Below are 22,521 nucleotides of genomic sequence, written 5' to 3'. Positions count from 1 at the left end.
CATCTGACAGATACCGGTAAACATCCCCGGTAACTGTCGGATCCGTCATCCTTCAAAGTATGGCTATCAGGACTGGCCGAACCTATTGGTTAGCTTCCGCCTGCTGCGACGTCTGTTTTACCGGTGCTACCTTTGACCTGCTGCTGGCGTAAATGAAGAACAGCGCGATGCCCAGGCAGACGATGGCGCCGAGTCGGCTCATTGAGAACGGAATCGGCTCATTGCCCAGCCAGCCGAAGTTATCGATCAGCATGCTCATGGTCAGCTGGCCAAAAATGACGGCGACCGTGGCAACTGCCGCGCCGATGCGCTGAACGGCCAACACCATAATGACGATGTACGGTACGCCAAACATAGCGCCCAGCAGCTGCCATTTGGGCACGTCCATCAGGGTCAGCGCGTGTTTGGGTTCGAAGAAGAAGATCAGCAGCCCCGTCACCAGCGCGCCGACCGAAAACGTCAGGAACGCGCTTTTGAATACCCCGACCTTGCTGCCCAGCTGGCCGTTGATAGCCGCCTGAATGCTTAACATAGCGCCACCGACGACGGTGAGAAGAATCATGATAATAGTCATAGTGTTACCCTACCCTTGTGCAACCAAAGCCAGCGCTGCAATGATGAAAATCAGCGCGATGATGCGTTTACCGTCAATTTTCCTGTGCGGCGTGCCGAGCAGGCCATAGTGGTCAATAATCAGGCTCTTGAAAATCTGGCCTGCCAGGATGCCGATCATGGTCATGGCGATGCCGATGGCCGGGGTTGCCACGGTCAGGATGATGACGTAAATCGGCCCAAGCACGCCGCCAAGCAGCTGCCAGGACGGCTGCGCAAAGAACGACGGGCTGTTGCGCGGGCTGAAAAACAGCATCAGCAGAAACGTCAGCGCCGCGCCCACGCCGAAAACGCTGAAGGTGGCCCAGAGGTCACCGACCTTCCCACCCAGTGGCCCGAGCAATCCTGCCTCTACGGACAGTCCCATCCCTCCGGCAATGACGATTAAAATCAGTATCAGTTGCATAGCAATCAGTCTCTTGTTGATCAGGCGGAGAAGATTACGCCTTAACATGGATGAGAAAAATGCCATAATGCGTTAAACACCTGTGCAGGATATGCATTAATGAATGAACCCGGAAATATCAGCATGCGCGCCCTGCTGATTTTTATTGATGTCTATGAAACGCAGAATTTCTCTGTGGTGGCCAGGCGGGAAGGCATATCTGCCTCTCAGGTCTCGCGCGTCATCCATCAGTTAGAGGACGCGCTCGGGCAACAGCTCTTTTATCGCAATACCCGGGCGATCATCCCGACGGAAAGCGGCCATCTTTTTGTCCGCTATGCGCGGGCCATGGCGGGCAGCCTGGAGGAAGCGCGACGTGAGCTCAACGAGAGAACGCTTGAGCCTTCCGGACTGGTCCGCATAAATGCACCGGTATTCTTTGGACAGCGGCACGTGGCTCCCGCGCTCCCCGGCCTGGCGGAACGATACCCGCGGCTCAGCATTGAGCTCACGCTGACCGATGATTACATCGACCCGCACCGGGACCCGGCTGACGTCATTTTTCGAATTGGCACGCTGACGGACTCCTCATTTCATGCGCGCGCGTTTGGACAGCAGTTCTATCATCTTGCCGCGTCACCGGAATACGTCCGCAGGCACGGTATGCCTGAATCACCTGAGGCGTTGGCGCGCCATAAATGTCTGGTCTACCGCGGGTCGTCAGGCCCCAACCGCTGGCTGCTGCGAAGGCGCGGTGAGGAATGGGTGCACTATCCCGTCTCGCCATTGATGACATCCAATAATGCTGAAACGCTGCTGATTGCCGCGCTCGGAGGGATGGGGATCGTGCTGTTTCCCGACTGGCTAATTGGGGACCGGCTAAAGAGCGGCGAGCTTGTCGCGCTCCTTCCCGAGCTGGAGGCATCCATCAACACCGAGCCGCAGCACATTGCGGCACTCTACCCAAATAGCCGCCATCCGCCGCTAAACGTGCGGGCGATTATTGATTATTACCTCGATGCGTTCGGCTCCCCGCCTTACTGGCAGTCTGAGGCAGATTGAATACATAAGAAAAAGCCTCCCGAATAAATCATCCGAGAGGCTTCGTAGGTGGGGGAAACTCAGCGTTCATTAGTCGTCCCATTTATAGCTTAACCAGGCAGCGATAAAGCCAAAGAACAGAATCATTCCGAGAACTGCCATAAATACGTTCATATTGCCTAACATGTCTAACCCTCTTTTTACTGGATTTCGATAGAAATACCTCGCGATGAATGAAATGGTTTACTCAGACGAGCGGACCTAGTGTATCGCCTAAAACTTAAACAAAGCCTATCCGTAAGTAAATTATTAACAAAAGCAATGATCGGTTGTTACATCCTGCCGCGCTTCACCCGGTGGCTTTCAGCACTGAAACGCCCTTTTCTCTTATCGCCTCGATCCAGGCCGGGTCCGCATCATCGTCAACCACCACGGTGTTGATCATGGATAGCCCTCCGATCGCGAACGAAGACGCTGCGTTGATTTTTTCCGGTGAGGCTAACACCACCGTCTCCGCGGCTCTGCCTGAAAATGCCCGTTTGATGCACGCCTCTTCATAATCTCCCGTGGTCAGCCCGGCATCCGGATGAATGCCGGTAACCCCCATGAAAAACAGATCCGCATGAATTGCGCTGATGCTTTCAACCGCCGCCGCGCCGACGCTAACGATGGAGTGTTTGTATAAGCGCCCCCCGATGAGAATCACCTCAATTAGGGGATGATTGACCAAACCCAGCGCAATGTTAGGGCTGTGCGTCACAACGGTGATGTTGAGATCGGGCGGCAGGAACGTCACCATCTCCGCCGTGGTGGTTCCACCGTCAATCATCACAACCTGGCCGGAAGCGATCAGCCGCGCGCCCCGCTGCGCAACCTTTCTTTTGGCATCCAGCTTCAGCGACTGACGGGACGCAAACGGTGCAACGGCAGCGGACGCCGGCAGCGCGCCGCCGTGAACGCGCTGTAGTCGCCCTTCTGCCGCCAGCTCGCGCAAATCACGGCGGATGGTGTCCTCGGATACGGCAAAATAAAGACTGAGCGCCTTTGACTGTACCTGACCTTCGGCGTCCAGTTTTTCAAGGATCAATTGCTTTCGCTGGCTGGTGAGCATCTGTTTTCCCGACATTGCATGTTTTATCTTGATGTTGCACGAAAATGCTGTTTATGATGCTTACTCTACGTAAGGAGAGGTCAACGTGCAATCAAAACGTGCAGATATCCGCATTATCGCGGACGAAGTGTTGTCTGATAACTGGTACATCCTCAAAAAATATACCTTCGACCAGCAGCGGCGCGAGGGCGAATGGCAGCGTCAAAGCCGCGAGGTCTACGATCGCGGCAACGGCGCGACTATCCTGCTTTATAACCGCGATAGGAAAACCGTCATCCTGACCCGACAGTTCCGCTTCCCGGTATTTATCAACGGGCATCCGGACGATCTTATTGAGGCCGCAGCCGGACTGCTGGACAACATGGATCCCGAAAGCCGCATCAGGGCGGAAGCCGAGGAAGAGACAGGCTTTAAGGTTTCACGCGTCGAGAAGATTTTTGAGGCGTATATGAGCCCCGGCTCGGTGACGGAAAAGCTCTATTTCTACGTGGCGGAGTACCATCCCCAGGACAAAACCGGCGCTGGCGGCGGGATTAAGGCTGAAGGAGAAGATATCGCCGTGCTGGAAATGCCGCTCGAGGAGGCGCTCCGGGGCATCGAATCGGGTCTTATCGTTGATGGCAAAACCATCATGCTGTTGTACCACGTTGCGCTAAAAGATCTGCTATAACCGCGTGCTCTCAGATACCTGCCCCGATGCGGGTATCTGCCTGTGCTATGCTTGCTGGACGATGCATAAAGGAGAGAAATCATGGCCGACTGGAACCCTTCCCTGTACCTGCAGTACGGCGCCGAACGCACCCGCCCCGCCGCCGAGCTGCTGGCCAGAGTCCCGCTGGATGACGTCAGCAAGGTTGTCGATCTCGGCTGTGGGCCGGGCAACAGCACGGCGTTGCTGAAACAGCGGTGGCCCTCCGCGCACGTTACCGGTGTGGATAACTCCCCGGCGATGCTGGAACAGGCGCGCGCAGCGCTGCCGGACTGCCATTTTGTTGAGGCGGACATTCGCCAGTACCGGCCGGAACAGCCCCTCAGCCTGATCTACGCCAACGCCTCGCTGCAGTGGGTCCCTGAGCATTACGATCTTCTTCCGCACCTGGTCTCTCTGCTGCACCTGAACGGCGTGCTGGCGATTCAGATGCCGGACAACTGGCTTGAGCCGACGCATGTCGCCATGCGCGAAGTGGCCTACGAGCAAGGCTATCCGGATCGCGGGAGAGAGCCGCTCCCCGGCGTGCATGCCTATTACGATATCCTGACGGACGCCGGGTGCGACGTTGATATCTGGCGAACGACCTACTTCCATAAAATGACGTCACACCAGGCGATTATCGACTGGGTGAGCGCCACCGGCCTGCGCCCGTGGCTGCAGGAGCTGAGCGAAAGCGAGCAAAAGCGCTTCCTGCAGCGCTATCATGCCCTGCTGGAGGAGCAGTATCCGCTCCAGGAAAACGGGCAAATACTGCTGGCCTTCCCGCGCCTGTTTATGGTTGCACGCCGCGAGCCGTGAACTACGAGCGCGCCTCTTTCAGCAGCTGCTGAATCACCTGCTCCTGCTTTTCATTATTTCCTTCGCCGAACGACGCGTAGCGCAGCTGGCCCTTAGCATCGAAGTAGTAATGCGCGGGCCAGTACTGGTTTCCAAACGCGTTCCAGATTGTGTAGTTATTATCCGTCACCACGCGGTACGGCAGTTGCCACTTATCGATCGCCTTTTTGACTGACGAGAGCGGCTTTTCCCAGGGATATTCAGGCGTATGCACGCCAATCACGACCAGCCCCTGCTGCTGATACTTATTCGCCCAGTCGCGCACGTGCGGGAGCGCGTGCTGGCAGTTGATGCAGGCCCACGTCCAGAAATCAACCAGTACGACCTTGCCCCGCAGCGATTCAGACGTGACAGGGTCACCGTTTAGCCAGCCGGTTCCCCCGCTCAGCGACGGCAACGCGCTGCTGGTCACCGGCTCGACAACGGGCTGGAGCTTCACCGCGGGCGCCGCGGGTTTTGCAAGCCTGAGCAGCGTGGTCTCCAGCCTGTCGGCCACGCCGTTCGCGCCCTTGAGCGCCGACGATAATCCGGTGGCATTCAGCGCGACGGCGGCCAGCATCACGACTCCCGCCCCCTGGCGGAGCCTCTCCATCAGCGCCGATTTTGCGCGCAGCGGCGCTACAATCTTGCGCCCGCCCGCCACCAGAAGGCCCAGCATCAGCGCGCACCCGCCGCCGTATGCCGCCAGCAGCAATCCAGTGGCGATAGCCGAATGCCCGGCAACGTTAAGGCTAAAAATCGCGCCTAAAATCGGCCCCGCGCACGGGGACCAAAGCAGGCCGACGGCAAGCCCCGCTAAAAATGCGGACGTCACGCCGCGCGTCCTGCTGCTGCCGGTATTAAGAAGATTTCCGGCGCTGACCGCAGGCCCTGCAAGCCGCTGGGCAACGGACGGAAAAATCAGGGCAAGCGCCGCGGCGGTCAGAGCGACGAGGGCAACCCAGCGTCCAATCAGGGTAGCGTTGACGATCCAGTCGCTCGCCGCGGTCACCGCCAGCGCAACCAGCGTAAACATGGCGACCATCCCGGCAAGCAGCGCCAGAATATGCCGCCGCTGCCCCTGAAATCCGGCAAAAAGCAGCGGAATGACGGGGAGCGTACAGGGGCTGAGCAGGCTCACCATCCCGCCCAAAAACGCAATTATCAGAAACATAATGACCTCACGGAAACGTCACCTGCGATGTTGCAGTGACGTCATTTCACCGTGCGGGTGTGTATCGAATGTGTTCGAAAAGGCGGGTTTTGTCTGGGCGTGTATCCATGGCGTGCGGGATACAAAGCCGTACAATTATTCCCGCGGGAGCGTGACGGACACGTCCAGCCCGCCTTCCTGACGATTCGTCAAACGCAGGGTGCCCTTCAGCTGCGCGGTAAGCTGCGCCGCGATCGCCAGCCCCAGCCCCGTGCCGCCGGTCTCGCGGTTGCGCGAGGTTTCAACGCGGTAAAATGGCTGCAGCACTGCCTCCAGCTCCGCGTCAGGAATGCCCGGCCCGTTGTCCGTAACGTGAATTACTATTTTGTCCCGGTGATTTTCCAGCGCGATAACCGCCTCATCGCCGAACTTCAGCGCGTTGTCCAGCAGGTTGGTCATCACCCTGCGCAGCGCCTGCGGGCGAGTCACTACCGGAAGGCGCTCGTCCGCGGCACGAAACTGCACGTTTTTACCAATGTCCTGGTAGTCGCAGGCGATGCTGTTGATCCAGGCATTCAGCTCCATTTTGAGCGAGGTCTCTTCAAGAGATTCTGATGACCGGGCATACGCAATGCCCTCCCGCACCAGGCGCGACATGTTATCGAGGTCGTTCAGCAGCTTGTCGCGCAGATCGGGGCTTTCCGCCATTTCCACCCGTAGCTTCATGCGCGTGATGGGGGTTTGCAGGTCGTGAGAAATCGAGGCCAGGATCTGGGCGCGTTCGCGCAGGTAGGACTGAATGCGCGACTGCATGGCGTTAAAGGCGTGCGCGGCGCGGCGAACCTCGGACGGCCCCCTTTCGCTCATCGGCGAATGCGCCGCCGGGTCGAGCGAATCCACCGCGCGGGTAAACTGCGATAAAGGCCGCACCACCTGACGAACGGCGATCCAGGAGCAGATCGCAACCAGCAGAAGCTGCAGGACCAGGACCACGGGCAGCCAGCTGGCGACGGGCGGCATTCGGGGAACCAGATCGATGGTGAGCGGCTCGCCGTCGCCGAGCGTAAGATGTGCCTGAATGTGCGAAACCGGTCCGGGTACGGCCGTGAAGGTCAGCGGATAGCGAGGAGAAAGCGTATCGGTTAAGGTGCGAATCGCATCCTGCGAGCGCTTATCCTTCGTGGCAGCCCCCGGCTCGCCGGGACCAAGCACGTAGCGGTAGTTGCTGCGCTGCAGCCTTTCCAGCCACTGGGGGCGCTCGCCTGCGGGCAGCCGGTCGAGAATGGCCACGCTGGTCGCTACGTCATACTCCAGGTTTCCAAGCATGACGCTGCGGGCGCTGCGCGTGCGTTCGAGCATAACCAGGGTCAGGCTGAGCGAGTTCGCCAGAATCAGTCCTGACAACACCACGATCAGCAGCCTGGCCAGTAATGAGCGCGGCCATAACCTCATTCGCTGGCCTCAACGATCGTCACCGGCATCGTAAACACGTAGCCTTCGCTGCGCACGGTTTTAATGTAGGCCGGCGTTCGCGCATCTTCATTCAAACGCTGGCGAACGCGGCTGACCAGCAGGTCGATGGAGCGCTCGAACAGCTCGGCGTCGCGCCCCTGGGTAAGATTCAGCAGCTGATCGCGCGTCAGCACGCGCTGAGGATGGTCGAGGAACACGCGCAGCAGGCGATATTCCGCGCCGCTGAGCGCCACGATCATCCCCTCGTTATCAATAAGGTGGCGGGCCACGGTGTCGAGCTGCCAGTCGCCGAACATCACCAGCCGCCCCGCCTCGGTTACCTGAAGGTTAGGCGGCATGGTGCGAAAACGGCGCAGAATGGCCTTGATGCGCGCCAGCAGTTCCCGGGCGACAAAGGGTTTAACCACGTAGTCATCGGCCCCCATTTCCAGCCCCAGAATGCGGTCGGTGTCTTCGTTGCGCGCCGTCAGCATCAGGATTGGCAAATCTTTATGCCTGCTGCTGCGAAGCTGTCGGCACAGCGTCAGGCCATCGTCGCCGGGCATCATCACGTCCAGCACGACGAGGTCAATATGCTGCTTCTCAAGCACCGCGCGCATCTCTTTGCCGTTGGCCGCGCCCGAGGCGTGATAGCCGGACTTCACAAGATAATCCACGATCAGTTCGCGAATATCCCTGTCGTCATCGACGACAAGGATATGATCAATATGCTCCACCGCAGGCTCCTGAATGAGGGGTAACGGATTGAAAATAGCACATTTCAGAGCTTGTCCGCGTCGATCACCGCGTTAACGAAATCCTGCGGGTCTTCCTGCGGGGGATTGTGGCCCACGGTCGCGCCAAAGGTGCGGTGTTCGTATTTACCGGTAAACTTGCTGGCGTAGGCCTGCGGGGCGGGATGCGGCGCGCCGTTGTTACCGCCTTCAATGGTAATCGTCGGAACGGTGATGTTCGGCAGCGCGGCAAGCTTTTGCTCGTAGCCATCGTATTTACGCTCGCCTTTTTCCAGGCCTAAACGCCAGCGGTAGTTGCTCAGGGTCACCGCAACGTGGTCGGGGTTATCCAGGGATTTGGCGCTGGCGCTGAAGGTCGCGTCGCTGAATTTCCAGTCCGGAGAGGCCTGGGACCAGATCAGGCGGGCAAAATCATGGGTGTTTTTGGCATAGCCCGCCGCGCCGCGCGGGGTCGCGAAATAAAACTGATACCACCACTGCTGTTCCGCTTTCGGCGGCAGCGGCTGTTTACCCACCGCCTGGCTGCCGATCAGATATCCGCTCACGGAGACCAGCGACTTCACGCGCTCCGGCCACAGCGCCGCCACGATGTCGGCAGTACGCGCGCCCCAGTCATAACCGGCGAATACCGCCTGCCTGACGTTCAGCGCGTCCATCAGGTCAACAACGTCTTTTGCCAGCGCCGAAGGCTGTCCGTTGCGCGGCGTTTTATCTGACAGGAAGCGCGTGGTGCCGTAGCCGCGCAAGGAAGGGACAATCACGCGATAGCCTTTCGCCGCCAGCGCGGGAGCAACCTCAGCGTAGCTGTGAATGTCGTACGGCCAGCCGTGCAGCAGGATCACCGGCTGCCCGTCTTTCGGACCAATATCGACGTAGCCGACGTTCAGAACGCCCGCCTTGATTTGATGGACCTGATTAAATGCGGCAGCGAAGTCTTTGCCCGTCGCTTCGGCCTGGCAGGACATGACGGTACCCAGTGAAACGGTTAAAGCCAGGGTTGAGGAAGCAAATTTGCTAAACATGGTGTTATCTCCGATTGCGTTGAGTTCACGGGGATATAACACCAAGTTTTTGTATAGCGGATGTGTGCGAAAGCGCCCTTTTTGCAAGGCTGTGTATGTCTCTCGGGCGCAGATACAGTGTGATACAAACCCGCGCGGGCGCTAAAGCGAAATGCGGTAGCGGACGTAATCGTCGGCTTCGCCAAAGCGATCGTACAGCTTGCGCGCCGGGTTATTTTCGCGCGTTACCCAGTACAGCTTCGACCACCCTTCGGCTTTGCCTTCGGCTATCAGCGCGTCGATGAGGGCCTGACCGGCACCCGCGCCGCGCGCGGCTTCATCGACAAACAGATCTTCCAGATAGCAGATCGGCGTCGTTGACCAGGTGCCTTCATGCAGCACGCAGAGGGCAAATCCAATCACCTTGCCGTCGATTTCCGCCACCCGGCAAAACAGCGATGAATGCGGGTTCAGCGCCCTTTCCCACGTGCAGGCGGTGACGGATTCGTCCAGGCTACAGCCGTAAAAATGGGTATAGCCGTCCCACAGCGGACGCCAGCGAGAATAATCTTCTGCGCGCAATGCTCTGATAGTTACGGTCATGTTGTCCTCGATGTTGCGTAAGCCAATGAATATCAGCAGGCTTGCGTGGAGTGTGGTAAAAATCAACATAGCAGAAGGCAGAATGAAAATGGAGAATTGCAGATGACGATACCCACGCTGACCACCGCGCGCCTGGTGCTCAAGCCGCTGACGGCGGACGACGCGCCGCAGATCCAGCAGCGCTATCCGCACTGGGAAATTGTGCGCTACATGGTGTCATCCGTGCCGTGGCCCTACCCGGACGATGGCGCGGAAAGCTACGTCAATAACGTTGCGCTGCCGGACATGGAAAAAGGCATCGCCTGGTTCTGGAGCATTCGCCGCAAGGACGCACCCGACGAGCTGATGGGCATCATCTGCCTGTACGACGTCGAGGATAACAACCGCGGATTTTGGCTGGCTCCGGCGTTTCAGGGCCAAGGCTACATGCGCGAAGCGAGCATCGCGGCGACCGACTTCTGGTTTAACACCCTGAACAAGCCGGTGCTGCGCGCGCCGAAGGCGGCGGCCAACGCCCGCTCCCAGCGCATCTCTGCCAGCAGCGGCATGCGTCTGATCCGCACGGAAAAGAAACCGTACGTCAGCGGGCTGTTGGACTCCGAGCTGTGGGAAATTACCCGCGACGAGTGGAACGCCCGCTACGTCAGCTGATAATGCTTGTCCGGCACGATGCGCTCGGGAATAGTCTCTTCATCGTTCATCTGCAGCAGGTCCCGCTCCATCGCGTTGCAGATGGCGTCCAGGGGCAAATCGTTGTCTTCCGTGCCGAACGGATCTTCCAGCTCTTCCGCCAGCGTGTCCAGCGAGATAAAGGTGTAGGAGATCAGCGCGGAGACGAACGGCGTCATGTAGTGCAGGTCCACGACCAGCGCGAACGGCAGCATGATGCAGAACAGGTAAACCGTGCGGTGGAGGATCAGCGTATAGGCAAACGGCACCGGCGTGTTGGCAATGCGTTCGCACCCGGCGAGGACCACGGACATATCGTTCAGGCGGTTATTGAGGCTGTGGAAAAGGATATCCGAAAGCTGCCCTTCCCGCCGCCGCACGGCCAGCCACTCGCCCATCATCAGCAGAATGCGGTTTGCCGGAGAACTTGCCGCCATCGCCCTGCTGAGATTTTCCTCGGAGAGATACCCTGACAGCCGTTCCGACTGAGGCTGGCGGCGAAGCGTCATCCGCAGGCAGTGTGCGAACGCGATTTGCATCCGGACAAATTCGCCGAGGTGCGGATCGTCCGGCAGCGTGTTTTTTACCTCGCGAAACAGCGACCGAGCCGCTATCATCAGCTGCCCCCACAGCAGGCGTGCCTCAACGTAGCGCGAATAGCAGGCGTTGTTGCGAAAGCCGAGGAAGATAGCGATGGCCACACCGAGAATGCTGAACGGGGCGACGGTGAATTTGATGCCAAGCGAGGTATACCACGGCAGCATCGCGATCACGGCAATGGAAAGCAGGAAGTTGAGCAGCAGTCGGGTGTAAATCTTCGGCAGGACCGAGCCGTGCCAGACGAAAATCAGTTGTAGCCAGTGCTGTTGGGGACGAACAATCATAGTCAGCTTCAGGAAAGATAAAGAGCGCGACTATTAAACGTGATCGCCATCACGGTTGCAAGCTTGTTAACGGAAGTTTGCCATTTAACTACTGCGAGGCGAAAACCGCACGATGCTGAGGTGATTTTTAAAAAAAAGGGTATTTAGTATGTTGTAACTAAGCACATCCGTTTTAAAAGGGGACGTCATGTGCTGACCGTCCCCTGTCCTGATTAGCAGAGCGGTTTTACCGCCTCACGCATTCCCCGAAGCAGAATGGCATCGAGATCGCGCGTCACCTGGTCAACCAGTCCGTTCAGTTGGGTGAGATCTTCCCCCCAGTGTTCCTCTACGCTCAGCACCGCCAGCACCAGCGCGCGGGTGCTGATTTGTCCGTCATGATGCTGCGCCCACAATTGCTGATAACGCTCAAGCCAGTGGGCATCGTCCTGCACCGGATAGCGCTCGCCGTTACGCTCCGCGCGGTAGAAGGCCATCAGCGCCGCCAGCGCAAAGGTCAGCCGGGCCGGTAATTTGCCGCGCTTCGCCCCTTTCAGCAGCTGCGGCAGTATGCGCGTGCGGTATTTTGTCATGCCGTTGAGCGCAATCGACAGCAGCTGGTGCTTGATATACGGGTTACGAAAACGTCCGGTGACCGCGCGGGCGAAGGACTCCAGCTCGTCGCGCGGCAGATCCAGCACGGGAATAATCTCCTCGTAGATAGCCCGCTCAACGAAAGAACAGATCTGGGCATCGTTCATGGCGTCCCCTACCGTGTCCAGCCCCGCCTGATACGCCACCGGCACCAGCGCCGTATGCGCCCCGTTCAGAATGGCCACCTTGCGCTCTTTATACGGCTTGATGTCATCGACAATCAGCACGTTGAGCGGAAACTCCGTTAGCCGCAGCTCCTGCGCAAGCGACGCGGGTCCCTGAATCACAAACAGGTAAAAGTGTTCCGCGGTGTCGAGAAACGCGTCGTGGTAGCCGAGCGAGGCTTCCAGTTCGGCCACCTCGTCCCGCGGATAGCCCGTCACAATGCGGTCGACGAGCGTGGAGCAGAAGCAGTTTGCCTCCTCCAGCCACTGCGAAAATGCAGCCGGCAGCGCCCACTCACGCGCGTACTGCATCACCAGCTCGCGCAGCGCCTCGCCGTTGTAATCAATCAGCTCGCACGGAATGATAATCCAGCCTTTGTCTTTCGCCCCGTCGAAATGGCTGAAGCGCTCGAACAGCAGGCGCGTAAGCTTCGCCGGATAGCTGACGGCAGGCGCGTCTTCAAAACGATCGCCCGCGTGATAGCTAATGCCCGCTTCCGTGGTGTTGGAAAAAACAAAGCGGATATCGGGATTGTGGGCGAGCCTGAGAAATTCATCGTAGTGGCTATAGACGCTAATTTCGCGGTTTACGGAGCGGATCAGACGAGATTCGCTTACCGCTTCGCCTTTCTCATTCAGGCCGCGAATAATCGTAGTGTACAGCCCGTCCTGGGTACTGAGCGACGGCGGGAAGTCGCTGTCGATGGGGCGCACAACCACAACGCCCGCGTTGAGATCGGTATGTTCATTTAAGAGGTCGATTTGCCAGTCGATAAAGGCGCGAAGGAAGTTGCCTTCGCCAAACTGAATGATACGTTCAGGGTAGAGAGCACCGGGGAAATCACGACGGTTGAGTGTGTTCACAATGGGTTCCTTGATTGATTAGTCATACAGCCTTATGTGATTGGTGTAATAACTTATCAAAACATTTCGACCAGGAACCCTGTTTTGATCAATTCATCGCGTCATTGTGTAAAACACTCACAAAAACTTATAGAAGAGCGAGGTTGCGGTCATTTCACCGTCCGGCATGAGGGCATAGCGCGGAATTTCTCCCGCTTTTTGCCAGCCCGCGCGCTGGTAGAAGGTTTCCGCGCCGCTGCCGGTTGCGGTATCCAGCATCAGCACGCTTTTTCCCTGCTCGCGGGCCTGCGCCTCAAGCGCCTCCATCAGCGCCATCGCGGCCCCCTGACGGCGCGCCTTGTCATGCACCAGCAGCTTTGCTACGTCCGCCCGGTGCGGCTGGTTTTCGGGCTGGTCGGTAATTAACTGCACCGTACCGATGAGCGCGTTTTGCTCATCAAAGCAGGCCAGCACGGTGCGCTCACCGCGTCCGACGCTCTCGGCCACGCCGAGCCAGAACGCGCGCGCCTTCTCGGGGGTAAAGGGCAGCATAAAGCTAACGGATGCGCCGCCGCGCACGCAATTGTCGAGAACAGCGGAGAGCGCATCAATGTGGGACAAAATACCGTCCCGGGTAAGGGATGTGATATGCATTAAGAGGTCCGTTTTTTCAAGGCTATGTCGCACTCTACTTTGTTTTTAACATTTCCTTAACGCAACGGCCTTTATCATAGGATTTTGCAATGTCACCTTTCCAGGCGGCGCTGCTGCTTCATGGCATACATTTTCTCGTCGGCGCATTTCAGCCACTGCTGCACGTCGTTGCCCTGATGATCAAACTCGCTCACGCCCCACGAGAAGGCCAGCGCCCACGGGTGCAGCCGACGCGCGTTGTAGCTTTCGACCTGCCCGGAGAGATAGTGCATCGCTATCCAGCCGCCCTGCTCGTCCGTGTCCGCAAACAGAACCGCAAACTCATCTCCGCCGAAGCGCACCAGCAGATCGGCCTCGCGGAAGGAGGCGCGCATCAATGAGGCCATCGCCTTTAGCGCTTTGTCGCCCTCTTCGTGACCGTAAAGATCGTTGATCGATTTGAAGTGGTCCAGGTCGATCCAGCCGAGCGTGAGCGGCTCCGCCCGACGGCGGGCCGACGAGAGGGTAAACTGGACAAACTGATTAAACCCGCGTCGGTTAAAAAGCCCGGTTAAATCGTCGGTTGTCGCCGCGCTGACGGCGGCAAACTCGTCCTCCGCCAGCGCGCCTAGATCGCTTAGCACCGCGAGATCCGCGGCGCTAAACTCCCGTGGCTGGTAATCAATCAGGCACAGCGACCCGACGCTGGCCCCGTCGCGCAGGCGCAGCGGAAACCCGGCGTAAAAACGCACGCCCGGCTCACCGGCCACCAGCGGATTATCGGCAAAACGATCGTCCCGAAGCATGTCGCCGACCACCAGCGGCACCTCGCTGAGGATCGTGTGGCCGCAGAATGAGATATTGCGCGGCACCGTTTCTGGAGCATTGCCGTCGGCAGATTTAACAATCAGGGTATGTTCATCTATCAGATTGACCATCGCCAGAGGGACCTGGAAGACTCGTTTAGCCAGCCGCGTGAGGCGATCGAACGCGGGGGACGCGCCGGGCTCAAGCAGCCCTGACTCACGCAGCGCATCTAAACGCTCTTTTTCATTAGCGGGAATTTCCGGTGATTTCATGACGTCTCCTTGTGCCGGGCTTATATCAAAGCGTAGCTTACGAAGAGGCTTTGTCATGCGGGGAACGAGGGTTTATACCCGCTCCGTGCCTCTGTCGGCATTGACCACCCCGGTTTCATGCAACAGCCGCGCGCTGGTGCGGTTTCGCCCGGCTTTTTTCGAGCGATAGAGAAAATCATCCGCCTCGGCCATCAGCCTGTTGAAAACCTCCGTCAGCTGCCATGATTCTGCTTTGCCGCTTCCCAGCCCGATGCTAACGGTTAAAAAGATGGTTTGCTGGCGCCACGTAAAGGGATGGTGAGCGATTGCCTGGCGAATACGCTCCGCCAGCGCAAAGCCGTGCTGCTCGTCACCCGCGTTTACCACAACGGCAAACTCTTCTCCGCCCATTCGCGCCACCATGCCGTCCTCGCCGACAACCTGCTGCACCTTGTGGGCAAAGGTCGTCAGCACGCGGTCGCCGCACTCGTGTCCATAGTTATCGTTAATGCTTTTGAAATAGTCGATATCCAGCAGCATCACCGTCAGAAAACGCGAATGACGGTGAGCCTCTTCGTGCTTAAGCGCTTCATACAGGCCGGATCGCGAGTAGACGTGGGTCAGGAAATCATAGTCCGCGCGCAGCGAAACCTGATGGATCAGCGAGTTAATCGCCGCCACGCTCACGGAGACCATCACCGGGCAAATCGCCATGGTCGCAATGCCAAGGCGCGCAGAGAACATCAGCGGCGTTGAAAGCGGCGCCTCGACGGCAATGTTGATCACCGAGTTAGCGACCAGCACCACTTCGGTCGCGCCGGTCACGAAGGTGATAAGGCAGGTGGTCGGGAGCGAATAGCGCACCGCACACCAGATCAGCGCGGGCAGCGGAAAGGCTAGCGCCCCTGCTCCGCCAATCACCACCGACGCGATGACCGACATCGTCAGCGCCAGCACCGGTAAAAGCTGTTCTGGCCGCACGCGCATGCGCTGCGCGGGCATTTTCATTGCCAGAATGCAGGGAACGATCAGCACGCCCGTTGAAAACTGCTCGCTAAACCAGTCGGCAAACAGCGGCCAGAAGGTATGGCTGTCGATGCCGACGGATCCGACGGCCCCCAGCAGCGCGCAGAGCAGCGCGGCAACCAGGCAGTAATTAAACAGCCTCAGGGCGTTAATCGGATCGGGCGTCGTTTTTCGCAGGCGTTTGTCGCGCAGCACCAGCAGGGCTACCGTCACGATAAAGACCATATTAGACAGGTTGATGACCAGAGAGGCCATTCCCCAGCTGGTGGTGAAGGCATCGTAGAGCAGCATGGCGACATACGACACCGCGTAATAATGCAGGCGATTGAGGTAGGCATAGCGGGCAAAGATCCCCGCCATCACGCCGTTCAGCGGCCAAAACAGCGACAGCGCCTCAACCAGACGCAGCTCCGCCCCGATGAAATAAAACAGCGTGGTCAGGATGAAAATGCCCACCGCGTTACGCAGTGCGCTCTCTGGTCGAAAAAACGTAAACGATGAGATAGCAGGCCCCATTAAATATCAGTCCACATAATCACTTATGGCAATTATTTCGGTCGCCAGCAGGGTTATTGAAAGGTTATATGCATCTATAGCACATCTTTGACACCTTTGTTCAGCCGTCAATTCTGGGCGTTCATCTGCAATACAAGCCAGCGGTGAATGACGCTCACGACGTATCGCTGCTGCCGCGCGGTCAGCGCTTCGCCCTGCGCAATATTGTGCCACTTCGCCAGACAGCCGCGACAGCAGGTTGCGGTGGCGTGCTGGGCGATAAAGACCGGGTGGCCGCGCATGGGGGTTTGCCTGCCGTCATTGGCGGGATGCGCGGGGGCAAGGCGCTTCGCCACGAAGTCAGCCGCGTGCTGGTCAATGGTTTCCGCCCCTTTATCCCAGCAGTACTGCCGCTCTTTTACGCCAAGCTTAAAGCGCGAGCGGAACGTCGAACGCGCCAGGCGCGCAAAAAGAGGATCAAGCTCAGACATCAGTACACCGAACGCCCCAGCCGCTGGGTGAGGCGTTCCAGCGCGGCGACGCCCGCCAGCGAGTTACCCGTTTCGTCCAGCTCCGGGCTCCAGACGGCGATGGCCATCTCGTGCGGAACGATTGCCACCACCCCGCCGCCGACGCCGGATTTTGCCGGCAGCCCAACGCGCCACGCGAACTCTCCGGCATTCTGATACATGCCGCTGGTCGCCATCAGGGCGTTGATCTGGCGCGCCTGCATTGAGGAGACCACTTCCTGCGACAGATGAGGCGCATGGCCCTGGTGTGCCAGAAACAGAAAGGTCTGCGCCAGCTCCACGCAGCTCATCTTCAGCGCGCAGTAGTGGAAATAGTTTTGCAGCACGGTCGCCACGTCGTTGTGAAAATTACCAAAGGACTTCATCAGCCAGGCGATGGCCGCGTTGCGGGCGGAGTGCTCGAACTCGGAGCGAGCCACCACCGGATCGTAGGCAATGTCCTGCACGCCGGAGAGCTGGCGCACGATTTCCAGCATCCGCTGGCGCGGCGCGCTGAGGCGGCTTTGCAGCATATCGCACACCACCAGCGCCCCGGCGTTAATGAACGGGTTGCGCGGCTTGCCCTGCTCGATTTCGAGCTGAAGAAGCGAGTTAAACGGCTGGCCGGAGGGGTCTTTGCCCACGCGCTGCCAGATTTCGTTTTCATCATACTGACGCATCGCCGCGACCAGGCTCAGCACCTTCGAGATCGACTGAATGGAAAAACGCTCGCTCGCGTCGCCCGCCTGAAAGCGCTGGCCGTCAACGGTGCAAATGGCAATACCGAGCTTTTCCCCGCTGACGGAAGCCAGCGCGGGAATATAGTCCGCTACCTTGCCCTGCCCCAGTAACGGGCGCACCTGCGCCAGAATTTCATCCAGCATCTCATTATGAATGACCGCAGCCACACTTTGCTCCTTGCCCTCAGGCTAAAAACGGGCTGCGAGTATAACAGACGCCGCCGCGTTACGTCAGGCGGGCAGGCGAAAACGCGAAACGGCATGCAGCAAAAGATCCGACTTCTGGTGCAGGCGCGATGAGGCCGCGGACGCCTCTGACACCAGCGCGTCCGTCTGGTGCGAGACCTGATTCAGGGAGTGAAGCCGGTGCGTCATTTGATGAATGCTCTCCCCCTGGCTCTGCGTCGCGGCGGAGATCTCATTGAGCAAACCACTAAGGTTCGCCACCAGCCCGGTGACCTGCTGCAGATTGTCCTCCATGCGGCTCACCGCCCTCGAGCCGTCTTCGATGCCCTGCAGGGAGTGGTTAATCAGCTCCTGAATAGTTTGCGTGGAGTGGCTGCTCTTTCTCGCCAGCAGGCCTACCTCTTTTGCCACCACCGCAAAGCCGCGCCCCTGGTTTCCCGCATGGGCCGCTTCAATCGCGGCATTCAGGGCCAGAATGTTGGTCTGAAACGCCACGCTGTCGATTATCGCCACGATCCCGCGCATTTCTGACGATCGGGCAACGATCGTCTGCATCGACGCATTCACGGTGGACATCATCGCGTCGCCGCCCGCAGCGGCCTGGCGCGCCTCATCCGCCCGCGCGCTGGCGAGCTTCGCGTATCCGGTATTGCCTTCAACGTGGGTTTCCAGCGCGGCAATATGCGCCGTCACGTCGCTAAGCGCTTTTGCCTGGCGCGCCGACTGCTGGTAAAGCTTCTCGTTGCCCTGCGCCAGCGCGCCTATGTTTTCCACCATAGACGCCGAAGCGTCGCTCACCTGCGTCACCAGCTGCTGTAGCCCGTTCTGCATGGTGGAGATACTGCCGTGGAGCCGGTCAATTTCGCGGTTAAAGCGCACCACGCCCGGCGGCGTTCCGGACAGGTCGCCCGCGGCAAGCTGGTTGATATGCGCGATCAGGCGGCGCAGCGGCGTAATGACCCACTTCGCCATGCCAAACCACACGGCAATGGCGATCGCCAGCAGCGCCAGCGGAGCAAACAGGAACAGGGTTTGCAGGCTGGAAAGCCCCTCCGTCAGGGACTGCCGCCCCTGTATCGCCCGCTTCTCGCTGGCCTGCTGGTAGCGGGCGTAGTTATCGTTGAAGTCGGTCTGAAATGCCTGCGCCGGTACGGCAAAGAACGCGTCGATGGAATTTGATTCCACCAGCCCTGCCGCCTGCTCCTGAATAGCGCCGTAGAACAGCTGATAGCTGCTCACCAGCGCCTCGTCGCGCGGTGGATTGAGCGCCAGCCACGCTTCCCACGCCCGGTGAGAATCCGCCAGCGCTGTCTGCGCGTCGTCCATCAGGCTGTGCCAGCTTCCCTCCGAGCCGGTCTCTTTATCCTGCATAAAATAGACGCCGGAGCGGTTGAGCAGGTCGCTTGCCGCCAGCAGCGAAACCCGCGCCCGACCCAGCTTGCCCTGCTGCTGCCAGGCGAGCTGATTATGACGTTCGTTACGCTGGGCCTCCCGCAGCGATGCGGTCAGCAGGAAGGATGAAGAGAGCTGAAGCGCGGAGAAAAGCCCGATAATACAAAAGATGCCGGCAAGAAGGCCAAACCGACGGGGAACGATGCGCAGCGCAATACGGCGAAAAATTTGCGTTAGGTTCATAATTTTCTTTCGGTAACAATATGTTAGACACGAACGAGTCTACGAAACGAAAATGACAGAACCATTGCAGCTACATGACAGGCGGGGACTGTACCGGGCAGGAAAGCCCCGCCCGGCATGCGTTTATACGCGGTCTTTCCACACCGTTTGCACGTTGCAGAACTCGTGCAGGCCGAAGTGCGAAAGCTCGCGCCCGAAGCCGCTTTTCTTCACGCCGCCAAACGCCACGCGGGCGTCGCTGGCGCTGTAGCCGTTGATAAACACGCCGCCGCACTCCAGCTCGCGGGAGAATTTATCCGCCAGATCCGCGTTGGCGGTAAAGACGGTCGCGGACAGCCCGAAGTCGCTGTCGTTTGCCAGCGCCAGCGCGTGGGCCGCGTCTTTGGCGACGGTTATCGCCGCCACCGGGCCAAACAGCTCCTGGCGGAACGCGGTCATCTCCGGCGTGACGTTACCCAGTACTGTCGGTGCGTAGTAGTTACCGTTACCGGCAACTTTCTCACCGCCCAGTAATAGCGTTGCCCCTTCAGCCAGCGTAGCCTCAACCTGCTGATGCAGCTCGTCGCGCAGATCGAAACGCGCCATCGGGCCCAGGTAGTTTTCTTCAACCTCCGGTGCGCCCATCTTCAGTGCTGCGGTCATCTCAACAAAACGCTGTGTAAAGCGCTCGGCGATGCCTTCCTCCACGATAAAGCGCTTCGCCGCGGCGCACACCTGCCCGGTGTTCTGGTAGCGACCGGCCACCGCCGCCTTCACGGCCAGTTCGAGATCGGCATCGTTCAGGACGATAAACGGATCGGACCCGCCCAGCTCCAGCACGCATTTTTTCAGCGCCGCCCCCGCCTGCGCGCCAATCGCCGCCCCCGCGCGCACGCTGCCGGTTACGGTAATGGCCGCGATGCGGCGATCGTTAATCGCCTGGCTGACGCCCTCATTGGTTGCGTTCACCCAGCCGAACACGCCCTCGGGAACGCCCGCGTCTGCGAAGATTTGCGCGATAAGTTCGGCAGAGCCCAGCACGTTCGGGGCGTGTTTCAGCAGGTAGCTGTTACCGGCCAAAAGAATAGGCACCGCGCCGCGCAGCACCTGCCACAGCGGGAAGTTCCACGGCATAACGGCCAGAATTGGCCCCAGCGGGCGGTACTCGATTACCGCATTCTGGTTTTCGACCAGGGTCGGCTCGGCCTGCAGCATCGCCGGGCCATGCTCGGCGTACCAGTCGCACAGGCTGGCGGACTTCGTGACTTCGGCGCGCGCCTGCAAAATCGGTTTGCCCATTTCGCGCGACATCATCTGCGCCATCTCTTCGGCGCGATGGCGCAGCGCCGCGCCCACGTTGCGCAGCGTCTGCGCGCGGTGCGCAACGCTCTCGGTACGCCACTGGCGAAAACCGCTATCGGCCCGCGCAATCGCGCGCTCGACGTCGTCAGATGAAGCCCACGGGTAAGCGGCCAGGGTTTCTCCCGTCGCCGGGTTAACGGAGAGGGCATGTGTTGCAGATGAATAGGTCATTATTGTCTCCACGCAGTAAGAGTTGATTAAGTGTGGCCTACTCTGCTATTTCTTAAAAATGAATAATACTAACCACCTTATTCACGAATCGAGAATGCTATGGACTTAACCCAGCTTGAAATGTTTAACGCGGTGGCGCAGACCGGGAGCATCACCCAGGCGGCGCAGAAGGTGCATCGCGTGCCGTCCAACCTGACGACCCGCATCCGCCAGCTTGAGGCAGACCTCGGCGTAGAGCTGTTTATTCGTGAAAACCAGCGCCTGCGGCTGTCTCCCGCCGGACATAATTTTCTGCGCTACAGCAAGCAGATCCTGGCGCTGGTCGACGAAGCGCGTATGGTCGTGGCCGGAGACGAGCCGCAGGGGCTGTTTTCCCTAGGCGCGCTGGAAAGCACCGCCGCCGTGCGTATTCCGGAAAGCCTGGCGCAGTTTAACCAGCGCTACCCCCGCATTCAGTTTGCGCTCTCCACGGGGCCGTCGGGCACGATGATCGACGGCGTGCTGGAAGGGACGCTGAGCGCAGCCTTTGTTGACGGGCCGCTGTCGCATCCCGAGCTGGACGGGATGCCCGTCTACCGGGAGGAGATGATGCTGGTGACGCCCGCCGGGCACGCGAAAGTTTCCCGGGCGGCGGAGGTGAGCGGCAGCGACGTCTACGCCTTTCGGGCCAACTGCTCCTACCGGCGCCATCTGGAAAGCTGGTTTCACGCCGATCGCGCCACGCCGGGGCGCATTCATGAGATGGAGTCTTACCACGGGATGCTGGCCTGCGTGATTGCGGGCGCGGGGATTGCGCTAATGCCCCGCTCCATGCTGGAGAGCATGCCGGGGCATCATCAGGTGGAGGCGTGGCCGCTGGCGGAGAACTGGCGCTGGCTGACGACCTGGCTGGTGTGGCGGCGCGGCGCCATGACCCGCCAGCTGGAAGCGTTTATCGCCCTGCTGAACGAGCGGCAGCCCTCACCTTAAGCGTTGCGAAGATAGATTTTGCCCTTCAGGTACAGCGTGGCCTGCCCGCCAATCAATACCCGATCGCCCCTCAGCTCGCAGCGCAAATCCCCGCCGCGGGCTGAAACCTGGCGGGCATTCAGCTGCGTTTTGCCGAGCCTGGCGCTCCAGTACGGGATCAGCATGCTGTGGGTTGATCCCGTCACCGGATCTTCCGGCACGCCCTCGCCCGGGCAGAAAAAGCGGCTGACAAAATCATACTCCTCGCCGGGCGCGGTGACGCAGACCATTTTATCCAGCGGGACCATGGCAGAAATATCCGGCGTCAGGGCCTCTACCTGCCGCTGGCTTTCCAGCACCACCATGTAGTCACGGCCGACGCGCACCTCTCTTGCACCTTCGATACCCAAAGCGCGGAACAGCAGCGCTGGCGGGTTGTCCGCGACCTGCGTCTCCCACGCCGGGAAGTTCAGCGTTAGCCAGTCGCCGCTGCGCCTGACGGTTAGCTCGCCGACGAAGCGCGTCGAGAAGACGATTTCAGTGTGCGGGTAGTCAAGATATTCAAAGATCACGTGCGATGCCGCAAGCGTGGCGTGGCCGCAGAGGTTTATCTCATGCAGCGTGGTGAACCAGCGCAGCTCGAAGCCGCCGTCGGTGCGCACGAAAAAAGCCGTTTCAGACTGGTTATGCTGCTGCGCCATTTTCAGAAGCATGTCGTCCGGGAGCCACTCTTCCAGCGGGCAAACCGCCGCCGAGTTGCCGCCAAATGCCCTGTCGCTAAAGGCATCAACCAGATAGAAATCAATTTCCTGCATGCTTATATCGCCTTTTTTATTGTGTCGTTCTTTATCTTCACGGAAAACACCGCGCGCCGCCAGCGCCGGGAACGGGCAAATATTGAGATCTGCATCACATAATGATTGAGTTTTAGCCGTGTAAGGCTTT

24 protein-coding genes are annotated in these 22,521 nt (G+C 59.3%); 5 read left to right on the top strand and 19 right to left on the bottom strand.

Going from position 1 to position 22,521, the window contains the following annotated elements; all coding sequences use genetic code 11:
* Positions 1-82 precede the first annotated feature (82 nt).
* Together DBY73_RS04585 and DBY73_RS04580 are read right to left on the bottom strand one after the other, a co-directional pair.
* Positions 83-574 (bottom strand): DMT family transporter, encoded by a 492-nt coding sequence (locus tag DBY73_RS04585; RefSeq protein WP_112010020.1) that lies wholly within the window; start codon positions 572-574, stop codon positions 83-85.
* Between the two features lie 9 nt (positions 575-583).
* The gene (locus DBY73_RS04580; RefSeq protein WP_112010159.1) at positions 584-1,018 is read right to left on the bottom strand and encodes a DMT family transporter; all 435 of its coding nucleotides are present in this window, start codon (positions 1,016-1,018) and stop codon (positions 584-586) included.
* 99 nt (positions 1,019-1,117) lie between these two features.
* Here DBY73_RS04580 and DBY73_RS04575 point away from each other — a divergent pair, with 99 nt between their 5' ends.
* Positions 1,118-2,059 (top strand): LysR family transcriptional regulator, encoded by a 942-nt coding sequence (locus DBY73_RS04575; RefSeq protein ID WP_112010019.1) that lies wholly within the window; start codon positions 1,118-1,120, stop codon positions 2,057-2,059.
* 69 nt (positions 2,060-2,128) lie between these two features.
* Here DBY73_RS04575 and mgtS read toward each other — a convergent pair whose 3' ends face one another.
* Positions 2,129-2,224: a protein MgtS gene (gene mgtS / locus DBY73_RS04570; protein WP_112010018.1), complete on the bottom strand. Its 96-nt coding sequence runs from the start codon at positions 2,222-2,224 to the stop codon at positions 2,129-2,131.
* A gap of 163 nt (positions 2,225-2,387) precedes the next feature.
* The gene (locus DBY73_RS04565) at positions 2,388-3,149 is read right to left on the bottom strand and encodes a DeoR/GlpR family DNA-binding transcription regulator (protein ID WP_112010017.1); all 762 of its coding nucleotides are present in this window, start codon (positions 3,147-3,149) and stop codon (positions 2,388-2,390) included.
* Between the two features lie 85 nt (positions 3,150-3,234).
* On the opposite strand from DBY73_RS04565, the gene DBY73_RS04560 reads away from it, so the two are divergent.
* Both DBY73_RS04560 and tam read left to right on the top strand, forming a co-directional pair.
* Positions 3,235-3,819: an NUDIX domain-containing protein gene (locus DBY73_RS04560; protein ID WP_112010016.1), complete on the top strand. Its 585-nt coding sequence runs from the start codon at positions 3,235-3,237 to the stop codon at positions 3,817-3,819.
* An 81-nt stretch (positions 3,820-3,900) separates the two neighbouring features.
* Positions 3,901-4,659 carry a trans-aconitate 2-methyltransferase gene (gene tam / locus DBY73_RS04555; RefSeq protein ID WP_112010015.1) on the top strand — a complete coding sequence of 253 codons (759 nt, stop codon included), beginning with the start codon at positions 3,901-3,903 and terminating at the stop codon, positions 4,657-4,659.
* A 1-nt stretch (position 4,660) separates the two neighbouring features.
* Here the strand turns inward: tam and DBY73_RS04550 are convergent, their stop codons facing one another.
* From DBY73_RS04550 to DBY73_RS04530, 5 genes are all read right to left on the bottom strand, one after another.
* On the bottom strand, positions 4,661-5,851 hold the full coding sequence (locus tag DBY73_RS04550; protein ID WP_112010014.1) for a cytochrome c biogenesis protein/redoxin: 1,191 nt from the start codon (positions 5,849-5,851) through the stop codon (positions 4,661-4,663).
* Between the two features lie 135 nt (positions 5,852-5,986).
* Positions 5,987-7,282: an ATP-binding protein gene (locus DBY73_RS04545; protein ID WP_112010013.1), complete on the bottom strand. Its 1,296-nt coding sequence runs from the start codon at positions 7,280-7,282 to the stop codon at positions 5,987-5,989.
* Positions 7,279-8,019: a response regulator gene (locus tag DBY73_RS04540; protein WP_112010012.1), complete on the bottom strand. Its 741-nt coding sequence runs from the start codon at positions 8,017-8,019 to the stop codon at positions 7,279-7,281. The genes DBY73_RS04545 and DBY73_RS04540 overlap by 4 nt, the downstream gene beginning before the upstream one ends.
* Before the next feature lie 44 nt (positions 8,020-8,063).
* Positions 8,064-9,059, bottom strand: coding sequence for an alpha/beta hydrolase (locus DBY73_RS04535; protein WP_112010011.1), 996 nt, complete (start codon positions 9,057-9,059; stop codon positions 8,064-8,066).
* Positions 9,060-9,200: 141 nt separating this feature from the next.
* Positions 9,201-9,641, bottom strand: a complete 441-nt coding sequence (locus DBY73_RS04530) for a GNAT family N-acetyltransferase (RefSeq protein ID WP_112010158.1) — start codon at positions 9,639-9,641, stop codon at positions 9,201-9,203.
* Between the two features lie 102 nt (positions 9,642-9,743).
* Here DBY73_RS04530 and DBY73_RS04525 point away from each other — a divergent pair, with 102 nt between their 5' ends.
* Positions 9,744-10,292, top strand: a complete 549-nt coding sequence (locus tag DBY73_RS04525; protein WP_112010010.1) for a GNAT family N-acetyltransferase — start codon at positions 9,744-9,746, stop codon at positions 10,290-10,292.
* Here the strand turns inward: DBY73_RS04525 and DBY73_RS04520 are convergent.
* The 9 genes from DBY73_RS04520 to sad all read right to left on the bottom strand — a co-directional run bounded on the left by DBY73_RS04520 (position 10,280) and on the right by sad (position 20,628).
* Positions 10,280-11,194 carry a bestrophin family protein gene (locus DBY73_RS04520; protein WP_112010009.1) on the bottom strand — a complete coding sequence of 305 codons (915 nt, stop codon included), beginning with the start codon at positions 11,192-11,194 and terminating at the stop codon, positions 10,280-10,282. The genes DBY73_RS04525 and DBY73_RS04520 overlap by 13 nt on opposite strands.
* Positions 11,195-11,406: 212 nt before the next feature.
* On the bottom strand, positions 11,407-12,855 hold the full coding sequence (locus DBY73_RS04515) for a tagaturonate reductase (RefSeq protein ID WP_112010008.1): 1,449 nt from the start codon (positions 12,853-12,855) through the stop codon (positions 11,407-11,409).
* A 117-nt stretch (positions 12,856-12,972) separates the two neighbouring features.
* On the bottom strand, positions 12,973-13,488 hold the full coding sequence (locus DBY73_RS04510; protein ID WP_112010007.1) for a GNAT family N-acetyltransferase: 516 nt from the start codon (positions 13,486-13,488) through the stop codon (positions 12,973-12,975).
* A gap of 92 nt (positions 13,489-13,580) precedes the next feature.
* Positions 13,581-14,546: a sensor domain-containing diguanylate cyclase gene (locus tag DBY73_RS04505; RefSeq protein WP_112010006.1), complete on the bottom strand. Its 966-nt coding sequence runs from the start codon at positions 14,544-14,546 to the stop codon at positions 13,581-13,583.
* A gap of 72 nt (positions 14,547-14,618) precedes the next feature.
* Positions 14,619-16,067, bottom strand: coding sequence for a GGDEF domain-containing protein (locus tag DBY73_RS04500; protein ID WP_112010005.1), 1,449 nt, complete (start codon positions 16,065-16,067; stop codon positions 14,619-14,621).
* Positions 16,068-16,174: 107 nt separating this feature from the next.
* Positions 16,175-16,537 carry a DUF4186 domain-containing protein gene (locus tag DBY73_RS04495; RefSeq protein WP_112010004.1) on the bottom strand — a complete coding sequence of 121 codons (363 nt, stop codon included), beginning with the start codon at positions 16,535-16,537 and terminating at the stop codon, positions 16,175-16,177.
* Positions 16,537-17,463, bottom strand: coding sequence for a glutaminase B (gene glsB, locus DBY73_RS04490; RefSeq protein ID WP_112010003.1), 927 nt, complete (start codon positions 17,461-17,463; stop codon positions 16,537-16,539). The genes DBY73_RS04495 and glsB overlap by 1 nt, the downstream gene beginning before the upstream one ends.
* A gap of 63 nt (positions 17,464-17,526) precedes the next feature.
* Positions 17,527-19,116, bottom strand: coding sequence for a methyl-accepting chemotaxis protein (locus DBY73_RS04485; RefSeq protein ID WP_112010002.1), 1,590 nt, complete (start codon positions 19,114-19,116; stop codon positions 17,527-17,529).
* Positions 19,117-19,239: 123 nt separating this feature from the next.
* Complete coding sequence (sad, locus tag DBY73_RS04480; protein ID WP_112010001.1) at positions 19,240-20,628, bottom strand: succinate-semialdehyde dehydrogenase; 1,389 nt, start codon at positions 20,626-20,628, stop codon at positions 19,240-19,242.
* 99 nt (positions 20,629-20,727) lie between these two features.
* Between sad and DBY73_RS04475 the strand changes: the two genes are divergently transcribed.
* On the top strand, positions 20,728-21,597 hold the full coding sequence (locus DBY73_RS04475; RefSeq protein WP_112010000.1) for a LysR family transcriptional regulator: 870 nt from the start codon (positions 20,728-20,730) through the stop codon (positions 21,595-21,597).
* Here DBY73_RS04475 and DBY73_RS04470 read toward each other — a convergent pair.
* On the bottom strand, positions 21,594-22,391 hold the full coding sequence (locus DBY73_RS04470; protein WP_112009999.1) for a PhzF family phenazine biosynthesis protein: 798 nt from the start codon (positions 22,389-22,391) through the stop codon (positions 21,594-21,596). The two genes, DBY73_RS04475 and DBY73_RS04470, sit on opposite strands and share 4 nt — an antisense overlap.
* Positions 22,392-22,521: the final 130 nt, after the last annotated feature.

It is taken from the genome of Enterobacter sp. RIT418, assembly GCF_003057745.1.
Taxonomy (GTDB): Bacteria; Pseudomonadota; Gammaproteobacteria; order Enterobacterales; family Enterobacteriaceae; genus Enterobacter.
The sequence above is the reverse complement of the archived record's forward strand: the minus strand, read 5'-3'. Positions and strand labels throughout refer to the sequence as shown.

Excerpts from the sequence above, each read along its gene's own strand:
- DBY73_RS04585 (WP_112010020.1), bottom strand. The coding sequence starts at position 574 with ATGACTATTATCATGATTCTTCTCACCGTCGTCGGTGGCGCTATGTTA.
- DBY73_RS04550 (WP_112010014.1), bottom strand. The coding sequence starts at position 5,851 with ATGTTTCTGATAATTGCGTTTTTGGGCGGGATGGTGAGCCTGCTCAGC.
- DBY73_RS04495 (WP_112010004.1), bottom strand. The coding sequence starts at position 16,537 with ATGTCTGAGCTTGATCCTCTTTTTGCGCGCCTGGCGCGTTCGACGTTC.
- DBY73_RS04565 (WP_112010017.1), bottom strand. The coding sequence starts at position 3,149 with ATGCTCACCAGCCAGCGAAAGCAATTGATCCTTGAAAAACTGGACGCC.
- tam (WP_112010015.1), top strand. The coding sequence starts at position 3,901 with ATGGCCGACTGGAACCCTTCCCTGTACCTGCAGTACGGCGCCGAACGC.
- DBY73_RS04505 (WP_112010006.1), bottom strand. The coding sequence starts at position 14,546 with ATGAAATCACCGGAAATTCCCGCTAATGAAAAAGAGCGTTTAGATGCG.
- DBY73_RS04545 (WP_112010013.1), bottom strand. The coding sequence starts at position 7,282 with ATGAGGTTATGGCCGCGCTCATTACTGGCCAGGCTGCTGATCGTGGTG.
- DBY73_RS04575 (WP_112010019.1), top strand. The coding sequence starts at position 1,118 with ATGAATGAACCCGGAAATATCAGCATGCGCGCCCTGCTGATTTTTATT.
- DBY73_RS04475 (WP_112010000.1), top strand. The coding sequence starts at position 20,728 with ATGGACTTAACCCAGCTTGAAATGTTTAACGCGGTGGCGCAGACCGGG.
- DBY73_RS04510 (WP_112010007.1), bottom strand. The coding sequence starts at position 13,488 with ATGCATATCACATCCCTTACCCGGGACGGTATTTTGTCCCACATTGAT.
- DBY73_RS04535 (WP_112010011.1), bottom strand. The coding sequence starts at position 9,059 with ATGTTTAGCAAATTTGCTTCCTCAACCCTGGCTTTAACCGTTTCACTG.
- DBY73_RS04530 (WP_112010158.1), bottom strand. The coding sequence starts at position 9,641 with ATGACCGTAACTATCAGAGCATTGCGCGCAGAAGATTATTCTCGCTGG.
- DBY73_RS04470 (WP_112009999.1), bottom strand. The coding sequence starts at position 22,391 with ATGCAGGAAATTGATTTCTATCTGGTTGATGCCTTTAGCGACAGGGCA.
- DBY73_RS04525 (WP_112010010.1), top strand. The coding sequence starts at position 9,744 with ATGACGATACCCACGCTGACCACCGCGCGCCTGGTGCTCAAGCCGCTG.
- DBY73_RS04485 (WP_112010002.1), bottom strand. The coding sequence starts at position 19,116 with ATGAACCTAACGCAAATTTTTCGCCGTATTGCGCTGCGCATCGTTCCC.
- DBY73_RS04520 (WP_112010009.1), bottom strand. The coding sequence starts at position 11,194 with ATGATTGTTCGTCCCCAACAGCACTGGCTACAACTGATTTTCGTCTGG.
- sad (WP_112010001.1), bottom strand. The coding sequence starts at position 20,628 with ATGACCTATTCATCTGCAACACATGCCCTCTCCGTTAACCCGGCGACG.
- DBY73_RS04580 (WP_112010159.1), bottom strand. The coding sequence starts at position 1,018 with ATGCAACTGATACTGATTTTAATCGTCATTGCCGGAGGGATGGGACTG.
- mgtS (WP_112010018.1), bottom strand. The coding sequence starts at position 2,224 with ATGTTAGGCAATATGAACGTATTTATGGCAGTTCTCGGAATGATTCTG.
- DBY73_RS04500 (WP_112010005.1), bottom strand. The coding sequence starts at position 16,067 with ATGGGGCCTGCTATCTCATCGTTTACGTTTTTTCGACCAGAGAGCGCA.